Here is an 18,879-nt window from a genome sequence, read left to right as displayed (position 1 = left end):
ACAAACTGCTGTTGATATACCATAGCTAGTATTTCCTTTGCGTTCAAAAATGTTATAGCCTTGTTTACGAGTTAACTGTGCGTACTCTTGCTGAATTTGTTCTAGCGTTGCTCCTTGTGGTGTGGGAAATTCAGTTAACGGAATTCCCCAATAAATGCACTAGACCAAACGACAAATTCACTGTCTCCATGCTCTTTAATCACATAAGCATGAACGTCAAGTTTTGCAACATTCAGTCGCTTTCCAAGTTGATATCTCCGTCTGGCAGTATCAAAAACAGTTCCCGAACCGAAAATTAGGTTTTCTGCTCTAGTGGAAGTAGCGATGTCTACGACGGGCTACGCCTACGCAATCCGCGTAAGTACATCCACTCTTCTTGCTAACGATAAGTACGATTGAATTCGGTGCAACTCGATCCAATTCTTTGAGCGTCAAACCTATAATCTGTGCATTGTCGCTCAATGTATCTAATTGGTAAGTAGAGATGTAGATAGTAGTCTTTGTATACTATATAGGGGGATAAAGACAGCGATGGCGTGGTATGGATGTAAGCAATGACAGCGCCTGATCGTAACGTTAAGTTGACACCAATGGGCACTGCTGTGCCCCTACACATGGTGATGTAATATTGTACAGCTAGAACGATTTACCAGCCTTGGAGAAATTGCATGGGAAGAAGTTTTGAGTGAGTTGTTTACTTTGTATTCAGAACCAGTGAGTGATTCGGCTGAATTCGGTCAAAACATTAAGTTGGCAAGTACAACTTGATAGCGCATACTTTGCTTCGCTTAGAAAAGCATATCTTTAATTTAACTCTCCTGTAAGTTGTGAAACCACTCCCGTAAGTTGTGAAACTGCTCCCATAAGTTCGGGAGCAGCTCCCGTAAGTTGTGAAACCGCTCCCATAAGTTCGGGAGCTGCTCCCGTAAGTTGTGAAACCGCTCCGGTAAGTTCGGGAGCTGCTCCCGTAAGTTGTGAAACCGCTCCCATAAGTTCGGGAGCTGCTCCCGTAAGTTTGGGAACCGCTCCCGTAAGTTGTGGAACCGCTACAGTTGCAATATTGATAACTACAGCTTAAGTATGGTGACAGCAACTTAAATATTGCTAATGATGACTTAAGCATTCAAAGGTAAGGGTACCCAGTCATGCGCCTCTACCGCATATTGCATTCAAAATTTTTATATTTTCTTTATTTTGCCAAAATCCGAAATATTGCACAGCAAACTTGTATAAAATCTCAGTGATATCAATTCTCTAAAATCCGTTACCAGATTCAAACTCCCAAACCCAGATTTAATTTGACTTTCTTAATTACGAATTACGAATTACGAATTATGAATTAGTGATTATGCCGCCAGACTACTCCGGTCAAAATCTTCGAGGTCGCTCTTTTAAAGGTCAAAACCTGACTGGGGCAAACTTTAGCAAGACAGATATTAGAGGAGCAAACTTTACCAACGCGATTCTTAAAGATGCTGACTTCAGAGGTGGTAAGGCTGGACTACAGCGACGTTGGACTATTGGGTTGCTTATAGCCTCATGGCTGCTATCGGGAATATCAGGGTTTTTCTCAATCTTAGTTGGTGTATTGGTCGCATATATTTTTGATATCAAAAGCACTCAAAACGTCATCATCGGGATAGTTTCCCTAATTGTGATACTGGTTTTTTTTATTATTACCATTCGTAAGAGTCTAACAGCAGGTTTAGTAGCCGGAGTCTTCGCCGTAGCCTTCGCCGGAGCCTTCGCCGTAGCCTTCGCCAGAGCCTTCGCCGGAGCCGTAGCCGGAACCTTCGCCTTCGGCTTCGCCGGAGCCGTAGTCGGAGCCGTAGCCGTAGCCTTCGCCATAGCCGGAGCCGGAGCCTTCGCCGGAGCCTTCGCCGTAGCCGGAGCCGTAGCCGGAGCCGTAGCCGTAGCCTTCGCCATAGCCGGAGCCATAGCCGGAGCCTTCGCCTTCGCCATAGCCGGAGCCTTCGCCGTAGCCGGAGCCTTTACATTATTTAGCGCTTACATTGGCTGGCGTAGTTTAACGGGAGATGAAAAAGATGCTTGGATTCGCTCATTTGCTCTCGCCTTTGCTGCGACAGGTGGAACTAGCTTCCGCAATGCCGATTTAACCGATGCTGATTTTACTGGTGCAACCCTGAAAAACACAGATTTTAGAAAAGCAAACCTAACACGCACTCGTTTTTATGAAGCAAAAAAACTTGACTTTGCCAGAGTTGACGACACCATATTAACTAAATTAGCTGTTATAAAATTACTCGTCACTGGTAATGGTCGAGGAAAATCTTATGCTGGTGCAAACCTGAAAGGCGCTAACCTGATAGGTGCAGATTTAAAAGAAGCGAATCTAAAAGATGTTGATATTACAGAAGCCACCTTCCAAGGCGCTTGTTTAGAGCGGGCCAACCTAACTTTAGCTCAAGCTGTAGGTACTAACTTCACCAGCGTCCAAATGACAGGTGCTTGTGTCGAAGCGTGGAATATTGAAAGTACAACCAAATTAGATAATATAGATTGTCGCTTTATCTATCTTTTAGAATATCCCAAGCCTGAAACAGACGACCGCGAACGCCGTCCTAGTAGTGGCGAGTTTCAACCAAGAGAATTTACCAAGCTATTTGAAGAAGTTTTAAATACTGTTGATTTAATTTTCCGCAATGGTATTGATTGGAAAGCTTTTGTTAACGCCTTCCAAACAGTGCAAGACCAAAATGCAGACACAGAATTAGCTCTACAGAGTATTGAAAATAAAGGTGATGGCGTAGTAGTCGTTAAAGTTGGTGTACCTGATGGTGGTGATAAAGAAAAGATTCATAGCGACTTTACGCAAAATTATCAACTGGCATTGCAAGCCGTAGAAGAAAAATATAAAGCACAATTACAAGCTAAAGATGAGCAAATAGTCGTTTATCGCCAACAAAGTGCAGAGATGACAGAGATTGTAAGATTATTAGCTAATAAACCGATTAATGTTCAAGTTGACAACAAAGTTGAGAATAAAAATATGACTAACAGCAATGATGCCAGCCGCAAAATTGAAATTGGCAGTGTTGGCAGAGACTTTAATGCCAGTGGACAAGCTTTGAATTTGGGTGATATTAGCGGTACGGTAACAAATACCATCAACGAGTTACCAGCGTCTCCCGAACCAGATAAACCAGGAATTAAGGAATTGTTGACGCAATTGCAAGCAGCAATTGAGGCTGATACAAACTTACCGCAAGAAGATAAAGCTGAGGCATTAGAACAAGTGAAAGCTTTAGCAGAAGCGGGGAAAAGTCCTCAAGAGGGGGCAATGCAAAAGGCGGCGAAAACGGCTATAAAGATTTTAAAAGGGACAATTTCTAGTTTACCCAGTGCCACAAAGTTGGTTGAACAGTGCAGCAATCTATTGCCGTTGATTTCAAATTTTTTGGGTTTAGGTTGATCCGCCCGTGATTCACTTTGACCTCTCTCCAAACCTCTCTCCTAAGAGGAGAGAGGCTTTGAATCTTACTCCCCTTCCCTTATAGGGAAGGGGTTGGGGGTTAGGTCTCTTCGCAGTATGCTGGGCACAGATGGCGCAGAGAAGGTAAAATTATAAGTAAAAGTATTAAGAATTTTAAATAAACTAATCAATGTCCAGCATTTCTCTTGACAAAAGTAACTCTCATGTCGTTGTTATCGGTGCCGGAATAGGTGGACTGACTGCTGGAGCATTATTAGCTCATAGAGGTTACAGCGTCTTAATTTTGGATCAGGCCCTCGTACCCGGAGGCTGTGCTTCGACGTTTAAACGGCAGGGATTTACCTTTGATGTGGGAGCAACTCAGGTGGCTGGGTTGGAACCAGGGGGAATTCACCACCGGATTTTCTCAGAATTAGAAATAGATTTACCGCCAGCAACGCCTTGTGATCCTGCTTGTGCGGTGTATTTACCTGGGGAAAGCACACCGATTAATGTCTGGCGCGACCAAGAGAAATGGCAAGAAGAACGACAAAAACAGTTTCCTGGTAGCGAACCGTTTTGGCAATTGATGGCAACTTTATTTAATGCCAGTTGGGAATTTCAAGGACGCGATCCAGTACTACCACCACGTAATTTATGGGATTTATGGCAGCTAGTGCAAGCGGTGCGTCCCAGTACATTAATTACCTTACCCTTCACCTTGTTTACGGTAGGAGATGCTTTACGGTTATGTGGATTGGGAAATGACCGACGACTGAGAACTTTTTTGGATTTACAACTGAAGCTATACTCCCAGGTGGATGCAGACGAGACAGCATTGCTTTATGCAGCAACGGCGTTGAGTGTATCCCAACTGCCCCAAGGATTGTTTCACCTTCAGGGAAGTATGCAAGTATTAAGCGATCGCCTGGTACAATGCTTAGAAAGAGATGGCGGCAAATTGTTGATGCGCCACACTGTAGAACAAATCAAAGTAGAAAACGGCAAAGCTACTGCTGTAGTCATTAGAAATCAGAAAACTGGCGAAGTCTGGACAGAAGCAGCCGACCACATAGTTACCAATGTCACCGTGCAAAACTTGGTGCAGTTATTGGGAGAACAAGCGCCATCTGGTTATCAAAACCGGGTGGAAAAACTGCCCCAAGCATCGGGCGCGTTTGTGATTTATTTGGGTGTAGATGCCAGTGCGATTCCGCCTGGATGCCCTCCCCATCTGCAATTTCTGTATGATGTCAATGGCCCAATTGGTGAGAATAATTCCCTATTTGTTTCCGTCAGTCATCCTGGAGACGGCCGCGCACCGGAGGGGAAAGCGACAATAATTGCTTCTTCATTTGTCGATCCTGCACAGTGGTGGCAGACTGAAGATTATGAAGGACTAAAAGAAAAGTTTACCCAAGAAGCGATCGCTCGTCTTGCCCAATACTTCTATCTCAAGCCAGAAACGATTATTCATCAAGAAGCCGCAACACCCCGCACCTTTGCTCATTTCACAGCCCGCGATCGCGGTATAGTTGGTGGCATTGGTCAAAGAATTCCCACCTTTGGCCCCTTTGGGTTCGCCAATCGGACACCAATCCAGCATCTGTGGTTAGTTGGTGACTCCACCCATCCCGGCGAAGGTACTGCTGGAGTGAGTTATTCGGCGCTAACGGTAGTCAGGCAAATTGAGGCGCAAAAACTGCTCAATTACCAGTAATTGAAAAGCCCTCCTTCGTTGGCAGGCAAGTTATACTTATAACTGATGACAAACGGGACAGAAAACTGATGAAATAAGATTAGTGTTGCTAATCTGGAGTAATGACAGACAGCGTTTTAATTATTGGCGGACGAGGGCGGATTGGTAGCACTGTTGCTCAGGATCTAGCTACCCATACGCAGGCACAAATTACGATTACTGGACGTTCTGCGGAGTTTGGGAAGGCTGTTAGCTTGTCTTCGGGAGGACAAGTGCAGTTTTTGGTGTTGGACTTGGCAGAAGTTGACAAGCTGCGAGATGCGATCGCAAACTCTAACTTAGTCATCCATTGTGCTGGCCCATTTCACTATCGAGATACTAATGTTCTCGAAACCTGTATTGCTCTAGGCGTTAACTATGTAGATGTCAGCGACCATCGTTCCTATACTAGCAAAGCTCTCAAGTATAATGAACAAGCTGCTGCTGCTGGTGTGACAGCAATTATTAATACTGGCATTTTTCCTGGTATTTCTAACAGCATGGTACGTCAAGGTGTTGAACAATTTGATCAAGCAGAAAAGATCCATTTAAGTTATTTGGTTTCGGGTTCTGGCGGTGCTGGCATTACAGTGATGCGGACAACTTTTTTGGGGTTGCAGTATCCTTTTGACACTTGGATAGATGGAAAATGGCAGCTAATCAAGCCTTACAGTGAAAGAGAATTAGTTGAGTTTCCACCTCCCTATGGACGCAGCGGAGTTTACTGGTTTGATATGCCAGAAACCTTTACACTGCCCAAAGCTTTCCCATCAGTAAAAACTGTAATTACTAAGTTTGGCTCTGTTCCCGATTTTTACAATCACCTAACTTGGATTGCGGCACACGTTTTTCCCAAGTGGTTAATGCAGCGTCGTTACATGATTGAATTTCTGTCTCATGTCAGCCATTCAATGACAGATGTCACTAATAATTTTACTGGAATTGGGGTAGCAGTTCGTTCAGAAGTTACAGGGCAAAAAAATGGTGAAACCGCCGTTTATTGTTCAACTGTAGTGTATGAAAATACAGCGATAGCTTCTGGTTGCGGCACAGGTAGTATTGCCCAATTATTGCTAGAAGGTAAACTCAATAAACCAGGTGTTTTTGCTGTGGAAGAAGCACTACCAACAAATTTATTTGAAGAGGTAATGCAAAGCCGAGGAATTAAAATTAATCAAAGTTGGTTATAGCTTAATACGCTTGAGTTAAGCACACTAAGCAAAAATTTCATCTGATTTCACGAAATATTCAGATACATAGATGGGGGCGTACATTTGTACGCCTTTACTATAGGTAAAAATTAATATACCTTACGGTAGAAGGAAGAACTGTACGTAAACACTTAGGATGCCTGTGAGCCTTAAATATTGAATATATTTATACATGACCAAGGCTCATAAAATAAAAAGAGGAGATTTTTTCATGCAAAAAATTTTATTAACTTTAAAGCAAGCATTACGTTCCAGCTTTTTGGTTCTTGCCTTAATAATTTTCATCAGCTTGTCAGCTTCCTTCATTTTCGTTCAAGAAGCTAGTTATGCAACTACTCTTGAAGAATTAAAGCTAGTACCTCCAGATTATAAACCAAATTCTCAAGAAAAAATTAATCGCGCTAACGAATATGACCCAGGTGTTGGTGTTCAAGAAGAAGAACGAGAAGAAGCTTATGAGGAAGCAATAAAAGATTCAAAAGACCTTAATACTATAGAGAAGGCTTACGAAAGGAATTTAAAGGCTGAACAACAAGGAAAGCCCCAAGAAAGTTTTGGTGAAAAAGCGAAAGAAGTTATTGAAAAGGTTACAGGTAAATAGTAAATATAAACCTAGCCCCTAACTCCTTCTCGACAAAAGACGCAAAGTAAGATTCAAAGCCTCTCTTCGGTTTGAAGTCAGGTTTAGAAAATTAAATTGTAGGGTGTGTTATGCCAAAGGCTAACGCACCTTAAATTATTCATGATGCCCTACTCTCGGCGATAACGCACCCTACAAAAATTGTTTTTACTCAAATTCATCTATTGTGGCGCGAGGAGTAGTCTTTCTCTCATTAGCAAGATTGCGCTCATACCACTTCATTAATGGAGTTGTACTAATTCCATGCACAATCACCGAAACCGTAATAGTAGTGTAAGTTATCCAAGCAATTTGTTCGCCTGCTTCACCTTTTAAGCCATGACCAAACGCATAGGCAAGGTAATATAAAGAACCTACACCGCGAATCCCAAACCATCCAAATAACAACCGAGTTCCTGGGTGCAAGGTTCGACGGTGTGATTCTAGAGGACGTTTACCTATTGTACTAATCCAAACTCCTACAGGTCTGATTATCAAGAATAACAAAATTATCACTATCAAAGATTGCCCAGCATAATTGAGCATTGGCTTTAATAATAATATTGAACCTAATAGTAAAATTGTCCCAACTTCCAGCAGCTTTTCAATTTGCTCAACAAATTCCAATTGTGCTAGCGGCTTTTCATGATTTCTGTAACTGCGTTGGACAACTAACCCAGCAACAAATACTGCCAGAAACCCATAGCCATTCACCATTTCTGTTAAAGAATAAGTTAGTAGAATTGTGCTTATAGCAACAAAATCTTCCATTAACTCATCAGTAGCATGGCGTTTTTGGATTCTTTGTTCAATCCAAACTATAGATTTGGCAACAACAATTCCCATAACAATACCAGCTGCGATCGCCCAAATTAAATCAACCGTAATCCACTGTTTAAACCAGTTACCCCAGTTGTCATCTTCTAATGCATGAATGCCAAAATAAACGAAGGGAAAAGCTAAAGCATCATTTAACCCACCTTCAGAAGTTAAACCAAATCTCAATTCATCTTGGTCGTTTGTATCGGTCAGTTGTACTTCTGATGCTAAGACTGGATCGGTAGGTGCGAGAATTGCTCCTAATAAAATCGCTTCTCCCCAATTCATCCCTAAAAACAATTTACCCACAACAGCCAGAGCCAAAATTGAAATTGGCATCAGAAATACAATCAATCGCACCGTAATATCCCAAACCCCCAACTTTAGAGGACGAACAATTCTTAAGCCGCAGCTAAACACAGAAATAATTACTACAAGTTCTGTTATTTTCTCCAGCACTTCGGCGTTGAAAACTTCATCTCGACGTAATTGAACCAGCCCAAAGCCGTTAGGGCCTAGAAAAATACCAACTAGTAGGTAGATAATCGCAAAAGAAAGAGGTAAGCGAGCAATCCAACCTGACCCTAATGTGACCATCAGCAGAAGTAGACCAATCACAAATAGGTCAATAATATAGATATCTACCATATAGCAATTTATATAAATATAAGGTGTTGCTCTGTCAGCTTAGTTGCTATAGCTTTGTATTAAATTTACCTATGGGCAGATTTTCTGGGATTAGAATTCAGAGACACCACCAAATTGAAGAAGAAAGGAATAGATAAATTTGGCGTTGGCTTTGCCCAATTTAGTACAAATATACTATAATGGATATAGCGTCCACAAAGCCTAGCCAAATACATAATGGCTCTGTGAAAACCTTCTGGAAGATGGATTCAAGGGTTAGTTCGATGATGAAGCATTATATTCTCAACCTCAATCCGACAGCCAAGCATGAATGGGATCGGTGTATTTTACGTGACCCGCTGACTGCCAAACGCCCAGACATTGCTAAACTAATTGCCGAAGCAGTTGGTGCTGATACAGGTAGTTATTTGGTCAGCGTGAATATTGAAGTTCAAGTTTTGCAGCAAGCGGCAGTACCTCAAGCCGAACAACTCTCGCTTTCATTTCCAGAGGTGAGTGTGCCCTCACAACCACAACTGCGGGAAGCAGCTTGAGCTAGAGTGCAGAATTTAGCAGAAAATAATAAGCCTGCTTATGCAGGCTTACTTTGTTAGCCGTAGACTTCAGTCTGACGGCTAAATAAGTCATGGGTATATGAGTAGACTTAATCTTAAAAGGTAAAATTAATGGTGTTATTCAAAAGACATCTCTAGAAATTAATAATGATCTACATTCATTTTCACTCATATCTCTAAAGCTAATTTGAAAAACTTAAAAAATTGGCTGATACAGAGTATATATAAAGATGAAGGAGCTTTAAATTTAAAACTTTTTGAGAGTTTATTTGAACTTAATTTCCGCTAAAATTTAGGAAACTGACTGTAAATAATTAGTGGAAAATAATTGCCATACTTGCACTTTAGACATTGCTTTTCCTCCCCTAATTCAGTACATTTGGACTATAATATATATATAGCGTCCACCAAGCTGATTTAAGTGTAAAACTGCTCTGTGACAGCCTTTTGGTAAATGGATTCAAGGGTTGGTCTTATACTTAAATACTACATTATTGACCTTAGAGGAAAATTATTAAATGATGCAACTGAGTCATTATCCAGCTGCGATCGCACAAGCTGCCCAACGGGCTAATGAAATAGACTCTCAGTTGATGGCAGTGCAGCACCAAGTTAACCGATTTGAAGGCAATGCAGACCGCACCGCCGCCTTTGAGATGGATTTGAAAAATGATGCTCAACGTAAGGCTCGTCGCTTTGAGGTGTTGCTTGTAAATCAGGAATATCAAAAAGCAATAGACACTCAAATTCGACTAACTGTCGATAAAGCAAATGCGATCGCTCATTTGGAATATCTGCGTAACCAGTTTAGTGTAGCTAAGTTGGAAACAAGATTAGCGATCGCACAACAACTTTCTGATTTTGAATCTCGTGAATTAGTTGGTTTGTAATCACAATCATAAACCCCAGACGTGAATCTGGGGTTATCCAAACAAAATCGGTGATTGTAAGATTAGGGAAGTAATTATAATCTGTGGGACAGCAATTGGGAAATTTGCTGATTAATAGTTGCAACATCAAAACGCCCACTAGCAGTAGCCCTGGCATTATTGGCTATAGTCGCAGTTATTTCCGTCTCCTGTAAACAAGTGATAATTACTTGTGCAAGTTCCTGGGGTTTTCCTGGTGTCACTAAAAAACCATTAAGTCCATGTTCTACTAACTCCATTGCACCCCCAGCTTTGGCTGCAACTACAGGTTTTCCACATAACATCGCCTCTACAATAACTCTACCAAAAGGTTCTGGCGAAGTAGAGGTATGTGCCACTAAGTCACAAGCTGCCATTAACTGGGGAATATCAGAACGAAATCCTAAAAATTTGACGCGGTTTTCTAATCCCAGTTCCCTAACTTGTTGGTGTAACTTTTGGACGTAATCTTGTTCGTCAAACAGTGCATCACCCACTAAAATTGCTATCACATCATGCGGACATTTAGCAAGGGCATCAATTAAAATATGCTGGCCTTTCCAAGGTGCAAGACGGCTAAAGTGTCCAACGACAAATTTTCCTTCTAATCCTAACTGCTGCTGTAATTTCTGAATGTCAAACTCATCAGTTTGATAAATTTTTGGATTAAAGCCGTTATAAATAACTTCGATGATATCTGGGCGTCCTCCTGCTTGTACGAAGGCTGTTTGACTAGCTTGAGAATTAGCAATTACTAATGATGCAAAACGATTAGCTAAGTTAACAGCAATGCGAAGATTAGTTTGGCTAAAATGTTCTTTGGAAAGAATATCATGTAAATGATAAACCAGAGGGCGACGACTGAAAAAACTTGCCAACGCTCCGACAACTAATGCTTTTTGGGTATTGGCATAGATTAAATCATATTCACGCGCTTTTTTAACTACCTTAGTAATCAAAGGTGCAAGTTGTCCCAAACTCTTGAATCCTTGTAGCAAACTGCTTTCTTTGCGAACTTGGATTGGTTGAGTTGCGAGGACTTCTACTGGGATATGATTTTGCTGTAATAAATGTTTAAATGACCCATCTGCAAATAAACCTACCAAAGCGCGATCGCCATAAGGTTTAGCAATATCTATTAAACATAATTCCGCACCACCTGGTTTACCGCTTTGGTCTAGGAAAAGAATTCTCATTAAACCTCTATTTTATCTAGTTTTATTCATGTAACACACCTAAAATTTCTGAGATTAACTTATTTAAGCTAATAAAACATTCCGTACTTGCTGGGCAATTTGATTCCAGTCGTAGTGTGTGGTGGCGTACTGGCGACAGGCCGATCGTGAAGGTATGGCGATATTTACCAAAAGCACTTGTTCTAATTTTTCAGCAATCGCTGAGGCTTCTGTTGAAGTCGTAATTAAATCGGGTGAAAATTCTGATAAAATTTCTGGCATTCCCCCAACTGGGGTACATAAAACAGGAGTACCACAGGCTAAAGACTCGATTATTACTAATCCAAATCCTTCAAAAGATTGACTAGGCATAATAGTCAATTCAGCAGCTTGGTAAGCCATAGGTAATTGCTCATCAGGGAGAAAACCTAAAAATTTAACGTTGTCTTCTAGTCCTAATTCTGTAGCCTGTTGTTGTAGTGCAGCTTGGATGTGACCACGACCTGCGATCGCTAACCAAACATCTGGTATTCTGGGCTTAATTATAGCCAGAGCTTGCAATAATTTGTCAACTCCCGTTCGATGTACTAAGCGGCGTGATGTAAATATAATCCGACGATTATTAGGCCAGCCTAGCTTTGCACAAGCCTCTTGGGGTGATAAATTTGGTTGAAACCAATTAATATCAACTCCACCGGGAATAACATTAATTTTGCTCCACGGTACTTGATATTGCTCGTGCAAAATTTTCCCAAAAGCTTTGCTCAAAACAATGAAGCGATCGCAGCGATTATAAGTGTTTTTTTCTATTAACCAATGCTTGATTAAAAGACTGAGGTTTTTATTAACTACCTCTTGCTGACTTTCAGAAGCCCAAGGGCCATGAAAGTTAAAAGTAACTGGTACTCCCTTTGGCAAAATATCTAAAATAGGAAAGCTGTATAATGCAAAGTGCAAATTAATAGCATCTGGTTTGCTCGTTCTTGTTTTCTGAAAATTATTACGAATCGACCATAATCTTTGCCAAATAGCACTATCGGGAGAAGCCAAGTTAGTCAGCTTAATCGGTGAATTTAGTTCAGCCTCAGGTAAACCGACTCCGCATAATTCAATCCAATCTTGATTTGCGGCTAATTTATGAGTTAGTTCATAAATATACCTTTCTAGTCCTCCGGGACTTTTGGGAAACCAGCCTAATCCAAGGGTGAGAATAGATGCAGATGCAAAATTCAAACTTCTTTTTTTATTAGCTTCCATAGATATGTCTCCTATAAATGTATTAAAACAGTAGTGGCACACAGTTGTGCGCCTTCACTGCGTGTTGTATCCAAACCCGAATCACTATAATTTCGGAATACACATTACTAATAAGAGTTTTTTTATGGAACACCAATTTATAAACTATTTATATGCCAACGTCAATAATGAATTAAAACCTGTATTTTTATTAACTAAGTAACACGGAGTACGATAGATATTGTACTTAAAATTCACCAAGCTGTATGCTAGATATACCAATAAAAAACTACTGATTAACAATTATTACTGTATTAATATTTACAATAGATACAGTAAATATTAATATTTCTAAAGTATTACTTGAGATTTTAAATAATAATGTGGGTTTGATAAAGTTTATGTAAATAGTACATTTTTAATCCTGATAGCTTTTTATTGATTTGTCATCAGATGTCTCACTCCGAAAAAATTGTATCTTAGTGAATTAAAAAACAGTCATATATTGTGCGGATTTCATAAAAGGTAATTGTATATAAATAATTAAAAGCTGAAAAATATATGATAAATAAACTACTGGCGAAGTTAGTAAAACTTCGTCATGAACTCAATCAGCAGGTAAAAAAATTATCTAAGACTAGATATTTACAAAGAAGTAAAACTTTAAATTTTTTGCTCAGTATGACTGTTGCAGTCCTTGTTACTAGCATCGTAATTACAACAGATTGGGCAACAAGAGAAACAGCGACAATTACATACAAAGTATCTCCGAGAAGTAATACTATTGACAATGCAAATCTGCGGTTACAAAACAATACTGAAACACCCAAGCTTAACTACAAAGCATCGTTGATAAGTAATACTAGTAACAGTAAAAATTTGCTAGTAGAAAACAATACTGAAACACCCACGGCTGACTACAAAACATCGTGGATAGGTAACACTATTGGCAGTGGAAATCTGCGGGTACAAAACAATATTGAGGCCATGTATGTTGCTCCTGATGGCACAGTTTATACCAACAGCCATTGGGATGAAGCAGCAATGGAGGCAGGAATATATAAAGATGGTAAGGTTATTGCTGCCCTTGGGGATACTCACGGCTGGAGTCGTGGCGGTGGTAAAGCTGTAACAGCAAATAGTAAATATGTTTATATTGCCATGACTCAAGGTTCGAGGGGCAATATAAAAGAAGATTACCCACCAGAAGGAACAACTTGGTATAGCGTTAGACGCTATGACTTGTCAGGAAAACCTGCACCATTTCCAAATGGGCGTGGCTGGGATAAAAGTATGTTGATTACCAGCACTAAAAGTGAAGTCACTGGATTAGCAACTGTAGGAAGCGAGTTGTATGTGAGTGATTTTGCTGCTAACCAGATTCGTGTTTATGATACTGATACGATGAAGGAACTCCGCAGCTTTACCTTTGCTAATCCGGGAGCAATAACTATCGATCCACAAAAAAATCTGTGGATTATTCAAAGTAAAAATGGTAGTAAGCCTGCAAAAATTTTACATTATTCCCAAAGTGGAAAACAATTGCCTCAACAGATTGCAGATATTGTAGAACCAACAGCGATCGCTATTAATCATCAAGGTAAACTGTTAGTAGCAGAAAATGGCCCGCGTCAGCAAATGTTGACTTATGAGATCAAAGATCAGCCAGTGCAGGTGAGTAGTTTTGGTTCTAAAGGCGGTATCTATGCAGGAGTTCCTGGTGAAATTCGAGATTTGAAACTTTACGGACTTACCGGAGTTGGTACAGATGCTTCAGGCAATATCTATATAAATAGTAATGGTTTCAACAAATCAGGAACAGATTTGCGGAAATTTTCGCCATCGGGAAAATTAATGTGGCGATCGCTAGGATTAATATTTGTCGATAATGCAGATGCCGATCCTAAAACCGATGGTGTCGATTTATTCACCAAACAAGAACACTATCTGATGGATTACAGTAAGGCTGCTGGTAAACAATGGACTTACAAAGCCTACACCTTAAATCCTTTCAAATATCCTCAAGATCCACGTCTGCATACATCCCCAGATGGAACCTTTGTTCGCCGCATCCAAGGGAAGCCGTTTTTGTTCCTCACAGATATGTATAACAGCTTTCTGCAAATATATCGTTTTAATCCCGCCACAGATGGTAAAGTTGCCATACCCGCCGGAATGTTTGTCAGTACTAATAGCGCAGATAAACCATTTATCACTGGAAATTGGCCACCGCATCAACCAGAACAAGGGGAATGGATCTGGCGCGATCGCAACGGTAATGGCAAATTTGAAAAGAACGAATATGATCGCAGCAAAGATTATCCTTATCTCGGCGGTTGGTGGGTAGACAGCAAAGGAGATGTTTGGAAAGCTTTGCGAACAGAAGATGGCATTCGACATTATCCTTTACAGGGAATAGATCCTAAAGGCAACCCCATCTACAGCTATAGTTCGATGGAAAAGCAAACTACTCCCAAAATATTTAACGACTTGCGGCGGATTGAATATTTCCCTGAAACAGATAGTATGTATTTGTCAGGTTTTACGGTAGATCGCCCTGCATTTAGTGACGATGCTGGAGTTGCTGGATCTGAGATTGCCCGTTTTGACAATTGGAGTAAAGGAAATCGTACTCCCAAATGGCGGATTGTAATTCCCTACGACAGCACCGGGAAGCGTGAAGTGTCTACAGCAGCAATCAGTGTGGCGGGAGACTATGTATTTGCTGTGACAGTCAAAACCGCAGAGGTATATGTCTACAATGCCAAGACGGGAGCGCAAGTACAAAAGTTAAAACCAGGCCCAGAAGTGGGCGGCGAAAGTGGCTGGATTGATATACCCTACGGTATTCGCGCTTTTCGGCGTTCCAATGGAGAACATCTGGTATTTGTGGAAGAAAATTGGAAAGGAAAAGTGATTATGTATCGGCTGGCGGCGTGAGTATTTACAGCAATTATATCAAGTTCGGATAATCAGTTATGATTCCTACAGTCGTTGCACCCCACCCCGCCAAAGCTGTGCTTTGTCTCCCCTCCCCTTAGCAAGGGGAGGGGATTAAGGGGTGGGGTTCTGCGGGTTTAATAAGTAATCAAGTGAACATGATATTACGACATAACACAGCTTTGACTCTAAGCTTAACCAAGCCGCAGATCCCCGACAACTTGTACAAAGTCGGGGATCTTGTTTTTCACAAATGATTTAGTATTGCTATATGTACAAAAATATGTGATTAAATGTATCGCAGATTTAGTGTCAATTACTTTGTCATTTCCTATTTAGCCTTCATCCGCGCCTGCTTCACCATTGCGATCAAAGTTTGATGGGCATCTTCCGCATCTACTAAAACACGATCAAATTGAATGCGAACTGGTACAGCTTCCCCATTTACTTGCGCTGTTAAATCCATACCCTGTGCATCAATTGACAGCATTTCGGCTGCGAGCGCATCTGTTACACCACCAAAAGCTTTAGCATAAACAACTACAGCATCAGCATGATCGTCATTCATGTGCTTGCAGATGCGCGAACTAATTTCAGCAGAGAAACCATTAGACATTGTGAACTTAAAAGAGATGAATATGGCAAGAGCCTAAATTATCGGCTAAGTGTTCAAATTAGCAGAAAAAGCTAGTTTTACGCCATCATTATTATAAGTTATATCTGAAAAACAATTGTCGTTGTATATATTTGATAACTTAAGTTTATTATTCGTACAAAAATTAAATTAAAATAACCATTATCCAGTATTTTTACCTTTCATTACGGAAAGCAGACAGCGTAAACTGTATCAGAAGTATTAGCCAAAACTATTGCAGCTAAGAGACAATGAGCGAAACTAGCCCCAGACGAATTGTAATTGGGGATGTGCATGGACACTATGAAGGTTTAATGACATTGTTGGAGGCGATCGCCCCCACCTCAGAAGATCGAGTCTATTTTCTGGGAGACTTAATTGATCGCGGACCTCATAGTGCACAAGTAGTTAATTTTGTCAAACAAAATAATTACTCATGTTTGTTGGGAAATCATGAGCAGATGTTACTAAGCATTCTGACCAATGAAAGGACTTCCTCCTCGACAATGCAAGCATGGCTGTTTGGTGGAGGGCAAGCTACCGTGGCCAGTTACCAGGAGGCTCCAATTCCTGATGACCATCTGGATTGGTTAAAAGCTTTGCCTACATACCTTGACTTGGGGGATATTTGGTTAACTCATGCTGGTGTTGACCCTTACAAGTCGGTGATAGAACAAACTGCCGATGAACTGTGCTGGATACGAGAGGAATTTCACAGCATTGAAAAACCCTACTTTCCAGATAAACAAATTATCATTGGTCACACCATTACCTTTACCCTGCCGGGTGTTTCTCCTGGGAAACTGGCTCAAGGCAAGGGATGGCTAGACATAGATACTGGCGCTTATCATCCTCGGAGTGGCTGGTTGACTGGACTAGATGTCACAAATCAGTTGGTTTATCAAGTTAATATCTTTAAAAATTATATCCGTATGCTGCCTTTAGAAGAGGTTGTAAGTACGGTTGATCCAGCCAAAATTAAAGTCGCTCGCCGCAATAAGAATTGAGCAATATTTGAAATGAGGGGGAGTGGGGAGAAATTAATTCAAAATTCAAAATTCAAAATTAAAGAACCTCTGCCTCCTGCCTCCTATGAGCCAATTCCCAATGCCCAATTTCCTCAAGACTTCGCTAATGGTCGAATATTAGCTTTATAACTAGCATTATCCAAGCCATCTTTTCCATTACTAGGTTGAGAGTTAATTGCACGTCTAAGGGCTTCAATGCGATCGCTGGTTCCGGGGTGTGTACTCAAAAATGTTGGAGTAGAACCACCCTTTTTCAGCAGCTTTTGCATAAAAGAGACCATTGCTGACTGGGCATAACCAGTACGTCTCAAAGTTCGTAGTCCTCTTTGATCGGCTTCAAATTCGTTTTTACGACTACGTGGTAAGTCTCGCGCTAACTGTACACCAATTTGCACTGCGGTACTTCGATCTAAGCCAGCCGCCGTTAATAGACCACTTTCGAGGGCTTTTTGCTGCATCTGCTTGACTACGTGTTTCCCGCCAATGTGACCAATTTCATGGGCAAGAACACTTGCCAGTTCCGCTTCATTGTCTGCGGTTTTTAGCAAACCTGTATGGACATATACATAGCCGCCCAAAGTCGCAAAAGCGTTAATAGAGTTATCCTCAACTATCTGGAAATTATAGGGGAGATCGGGGCGATCGCTATTCGCTGCTAAACGCCGACCAACTTGTTCTACATAACGATTCACTTCGGTATTGCGGTAAAGTCGGACTTGACTCCCGACCAATTCCTGATTAATCTGCTTACCAAGATCAACTTCTTGATTAGGGGATATATTAGAAAGCTGAAATGCCTGAACTCCTTGGAGTAGAAGAGGCAAGAAATCTAAAGTTCTTCCAGGTAAGGGTGTACTCAGGCACAGACTCAAGGCGACTACCACTGAAATTAGGGGATAAAACCAGCGACGCCGCCATACACGGTAATTTACAGCAAAACCTTTCCAATTGAACATAATACGCTTTGAAGATTATTTCGGGAGAACATAAAATGAGGGGACAAATTATGAGACGGATTTAGAGTATTCTAAGTTGCATTCTTAACTCAAGACTAAAGGAGTTGTCATGCAGATAATCTTGACGCAAATCTACCGAATTGCGGGAGGCTAGGGATTCTCTCCAAAGATAGGCTTAAACACTAGATTTTACTTTCTAGGCGCGTCAGTATTAACAGGTAAAATTTTCAGGGTTAGCTGCCGTTCCTCGGAAATTACGAACTCATGATAAACTGTCGCATAACTGCAACCCCAAATACTTTGAGTTATTACTAAATAGGAAAAATCGCCGATTTCATCGAAAAATCTCTTGCTACAATCCATTACTTCGCTATTACCTTGGAAAACTTTTTATGGCTATTTTAGATTCAAAAGGTCGCTTGTTTGGCAAAATCAATCTTCTAGATTTAGGTGCGGCGCTAGTAATTTTGCTAGTTATCTTTGGCATCTTTGTTTTTCCTGGCACTTCTGGTTCCGTTGCCCAAGTCGGTGCGAAAACAGTACCGATAGAAGTAGACTTGGTAGTTCGTGGTTTGAATGTACGTGACCCAGAAAGATTAATCGATAATGGGTTCAAAAAAGGTGAAAAAACCAATGTGATTATCCGCAATCAACCATACGGACAGATTGAAATTAAATCTATTCAACAGCTACCTAGAACAATCAATGTTTTCCAACCGGATGGCACTGTTAAAGAACTGCCAGATCCAAAAAGAAACAATTATAGTGCAGATTTTCTTTTGACTTTAGATGGCAAAGCCCAAGTTACTGAAAGTGGGCCAGTTTTGGGTAACAGTAAAGTGAAAATTGGGATGCCATTTGAGTTAGAAGGCTTTAACTACAACTTCAATGCAACTGTCATTGATATCAGATTGAAAGATAAATAGTATTATCACTTTTGTTGATAATTTTCTTTAGCAATCTTATTAAACATCTGGTGA

Annotated in this window: 16 protein-coding genes; 9 read left to right on the top strand and 7 right to left on the bottom strand. The window is 40.8% G+C overall.

From position 1 onward, the window contains the following. Window positions 1–134: 134 nt before the first annotated feature. Together V7L12_RS13420 and V7L12_RS13415 are read right to left on the bottom strand one after the other, a co-directional pair. Complete coding sequence (locus V7L12_RS13420) at window positions 135–236, bottom strand: hypothetical protein (RefSeq protein ID WP_335084758.1); 102 nt, start codon at window positions 234–236, stop codon at window positions 135–137. Window positions 237–804: 568 nt separating this feature from the next. Beyond that, window positions 805–990, bottom strand: coding sequence for a hypothetical protein (locus tag V7L12_RS13415; RefSeq protein ID WP_335084706.1), 186 nt, complete (start codon window positions 988–990; stop codon window positions 805–807). Between the two features lie 358 nt (window positions 991–1,348). Here V7L12_RS13415 and V7L12_RS13410 point away from each other — a divergent pair, with 358 nt between their 5' ends. The 4 genes from V7L12_RS13410 (at window position 1,349) to V7L12_RS13395 (ending at window position 6,983) form a co-directional block, all read left to right on the top strand. Then, window positions 1,349–3,433, top strand: a complete 2,085-nt coding sequence (locus tag V7L12_RS13410; RefSeq protein ID WP_335084705.1) for a pentapeptide repeat-containing protein — start codon at window positions 1,349–1,351, stop codon at window positions 3,431–3,433. 190 nt (window positions 3,434–3,623) lie between these two features. After that, window positions 3,624–5,153 (top strand): C-3',4' desaturase CrtD, encoded by a 1,530-nt coding sequence (crtD, locus tag V7L12_RS13405; RefSeq protein WP_335084704.1) that lies wholly within the window; start codon window positions 3,624–3,626, stop codon window positions 5,151–5,153. Between the two features lie 101 nt (window positions 5,154–5,254). Beyond that, window positions 5,255–6,361 carry a saccharopine dehydrogenase family protein gene (locus V7L12_RS13400; protein WP_335084703.1) on the top strand — a complete coding sequence of 369 codons (1,107 nt, stop codon included), beginning with the start codon at window positions 5,255–5,257 and terminating at the stop codon, window positions 6,359–6,361. 193 nt (window positions 6,362–6,554) lie between these two features. Further along, window positions 6,555–6,983, top strand: a complete 429-nt coding sequence (locus tag V7L12_RS13395; RefSeq protein ID WP_335084702.1) for a hypothetical protein — start codon at window positions 6,555–6,557, stop codon at window positions 6,981–6,983. A 186-nt stretch (window positions 6,984–7,169) separates the two neighbouring features. Here V7L12_RS13395 and V7L12_RS13390 read toward each other — a convergent pair whose 3' ends face one another. Continuing rightward, window positions 7,170–8,468 (bottom strand): cation:proton antiporter, encoded by a 1,299-nt coding sequence (locus tag V7L12_RS13390; RefSeq protein WP_335084701.1) that lies wholly within the window; start codon window positions 8,466–8,468, stop codon window positions 7,170–7,172. A 263-nt stretch (window positions 8,469–8,731) separates the two neighbouring features. Between V7L12_RS13390 and V7L12_RS13385 the strand changes: the two genes are divergently transcribed. Further along, a complete protein-coding gene (locus tag V7L12_RS13385) occupies window positions 8,732–9,001 on the top strand; it encodes a hypothetical protein (RefSeq protein WP_069069307.1) in 270 nt (89 codons plus the stop codon). Window positions 9,002–9,540: 539 nt separating this feature from the next. Next, the gene (locus tag V7L12_RS13380; protein WP_335084700.1) at window positions 9,541–9,912 is read left to right on the top strand and encodes a hypothetical protein; all 372 of its coding nucleotides are present in this window, start codon (window positions 9,541–9,543) and stop codon (window positions 9,910–9,912) included. A gap of 74 nt (window positions 9,913–9,986) precedes the next feature. Here the strand turns inward: V7L12_RS13380 and V7L12_RS13375 are convergent, their stop codons facing one another. Both V7L12_RS13375 and V7L12_RS13370 read right to left on the bottom strand, forming a co-directional pair. Further along, window positions 9,987–11,126, bottom strand: coding sequence for a glycosyltransferase (locus V7L12_RS13375; RefSeq protein ID WP_335084699.1), 1,140 nt, complete (start codon window positions 11,124–11,126; stop codon window positions 9,987–9,989). Between the two features lie 63 nt (window positions 11,127–11,189). Further along, the gene (locus tag V7L12_RS13370) at window positions 11,190–12,362 is read right to left on the bottom strand and encodes a glycosyltransferase family 4 protein (protein WP_335084698.1); all 1,173 of its coding nucleotides are present in this window, start codon (window positions 12,360–12,362) and stop codon (window positions 11,190–11,192) included. A 540-nt stretch (window positions 12,363–12,902) separates the two neighbouring features. Between V7L12_RS13370 and V7L12_RS13365 the strand changes: the two genes are divergently transcribed. Then, window positions 12,903–15,281 carry a hypothetical protein gene (locus V7L12_RS13365; RefSeq protein ID WP_335084697.1) on the top strand — a complete coding sequence of 793 codons (2,379 nt, stop codon included), beginning with the start codon at window positions 12,903–12,905 and terminating at the stop codon, window positions 15,279–15,281. A 331-nt stretch (window positions 15,282–15,612) separates the two neighbouring features. Here the strand turns inward: V7L12_RS13365 and V7L12_RS13360 are convergent, their stop codons facing one another. Next, window positions 15,613–15,897: a DUF2470 domain-containing protein gene (locus V7L12_RS13360; protein WP_335084696.1), complete on the bottom strand. Its 285-nt coding sequence runs from the start codon at window positions 15,895–15,897 to the stop codon at window positions 15,613–15,615. A 269-nt stretch (window positions 15,898–16,166) separates the two neighbouring features. On the opposite strand from V7L12_RS13360, the gene V7L12_RS13355 reads away from it, so the two are divergent. After that, complete coding sequence (locus V7L12_RS13355; RefSeq protein WP_335084695.1) at window positions 16,167–16,922, top strand: metallophosphoesterase family protein; 756 nt, start codon at window positions 16,167–16,169, stop codon at window positions 16,920–16,922. Window positions 16,923–17,035: 113 nt separating this feature from the next. On the opposite strand, the gene V7L12_RS13350 is transcribed toward V7L12_RS13355, so the two are convergent. After that, window positions 17,036–17,899, bottom strand: coding sequence for a M48 family metallopeptidase (locus V7L12_RS13350; protein WP_335084694.1), 864 nt, complete (start codon window positions 17,897–17,899; stop codon window positions 17,036–17,038). A 392-nt stretch (window positions 17,900–18,291) separates the two neighbouring features. Here V7L12_RS13350 and V7L12_RS13345 point away from each other — a divergent pair, with 392 nt between their 5' ends. Continuing rightward, complete coding sequence (locus V7L12_RS13345; protein WP_334818256.1) at window positions 18,292–18,825, top strand: DUF4330 domain-containing protein; 534 nt, start codon at window positions 18,292–18,294, stop codon at window positions 18,823–18,825. Window positions 18,826–18,879: the final 54 nt, after the last annotated feature.

Source organism: Nostoc sp. (assembly GCF_036918245.1).
Taxonomy (GTDB): domain Bacteria; phylum Cyanobacteriota; class Cyanobacteriia; order Cyanobacteriales; family Nostocaceae; genus Nostoc.
The sequence above is the reverse complement of the archived record's forward strand: the minus strand, read 5'-3'. Positions and strand labels throughout refer to the sequence as shown.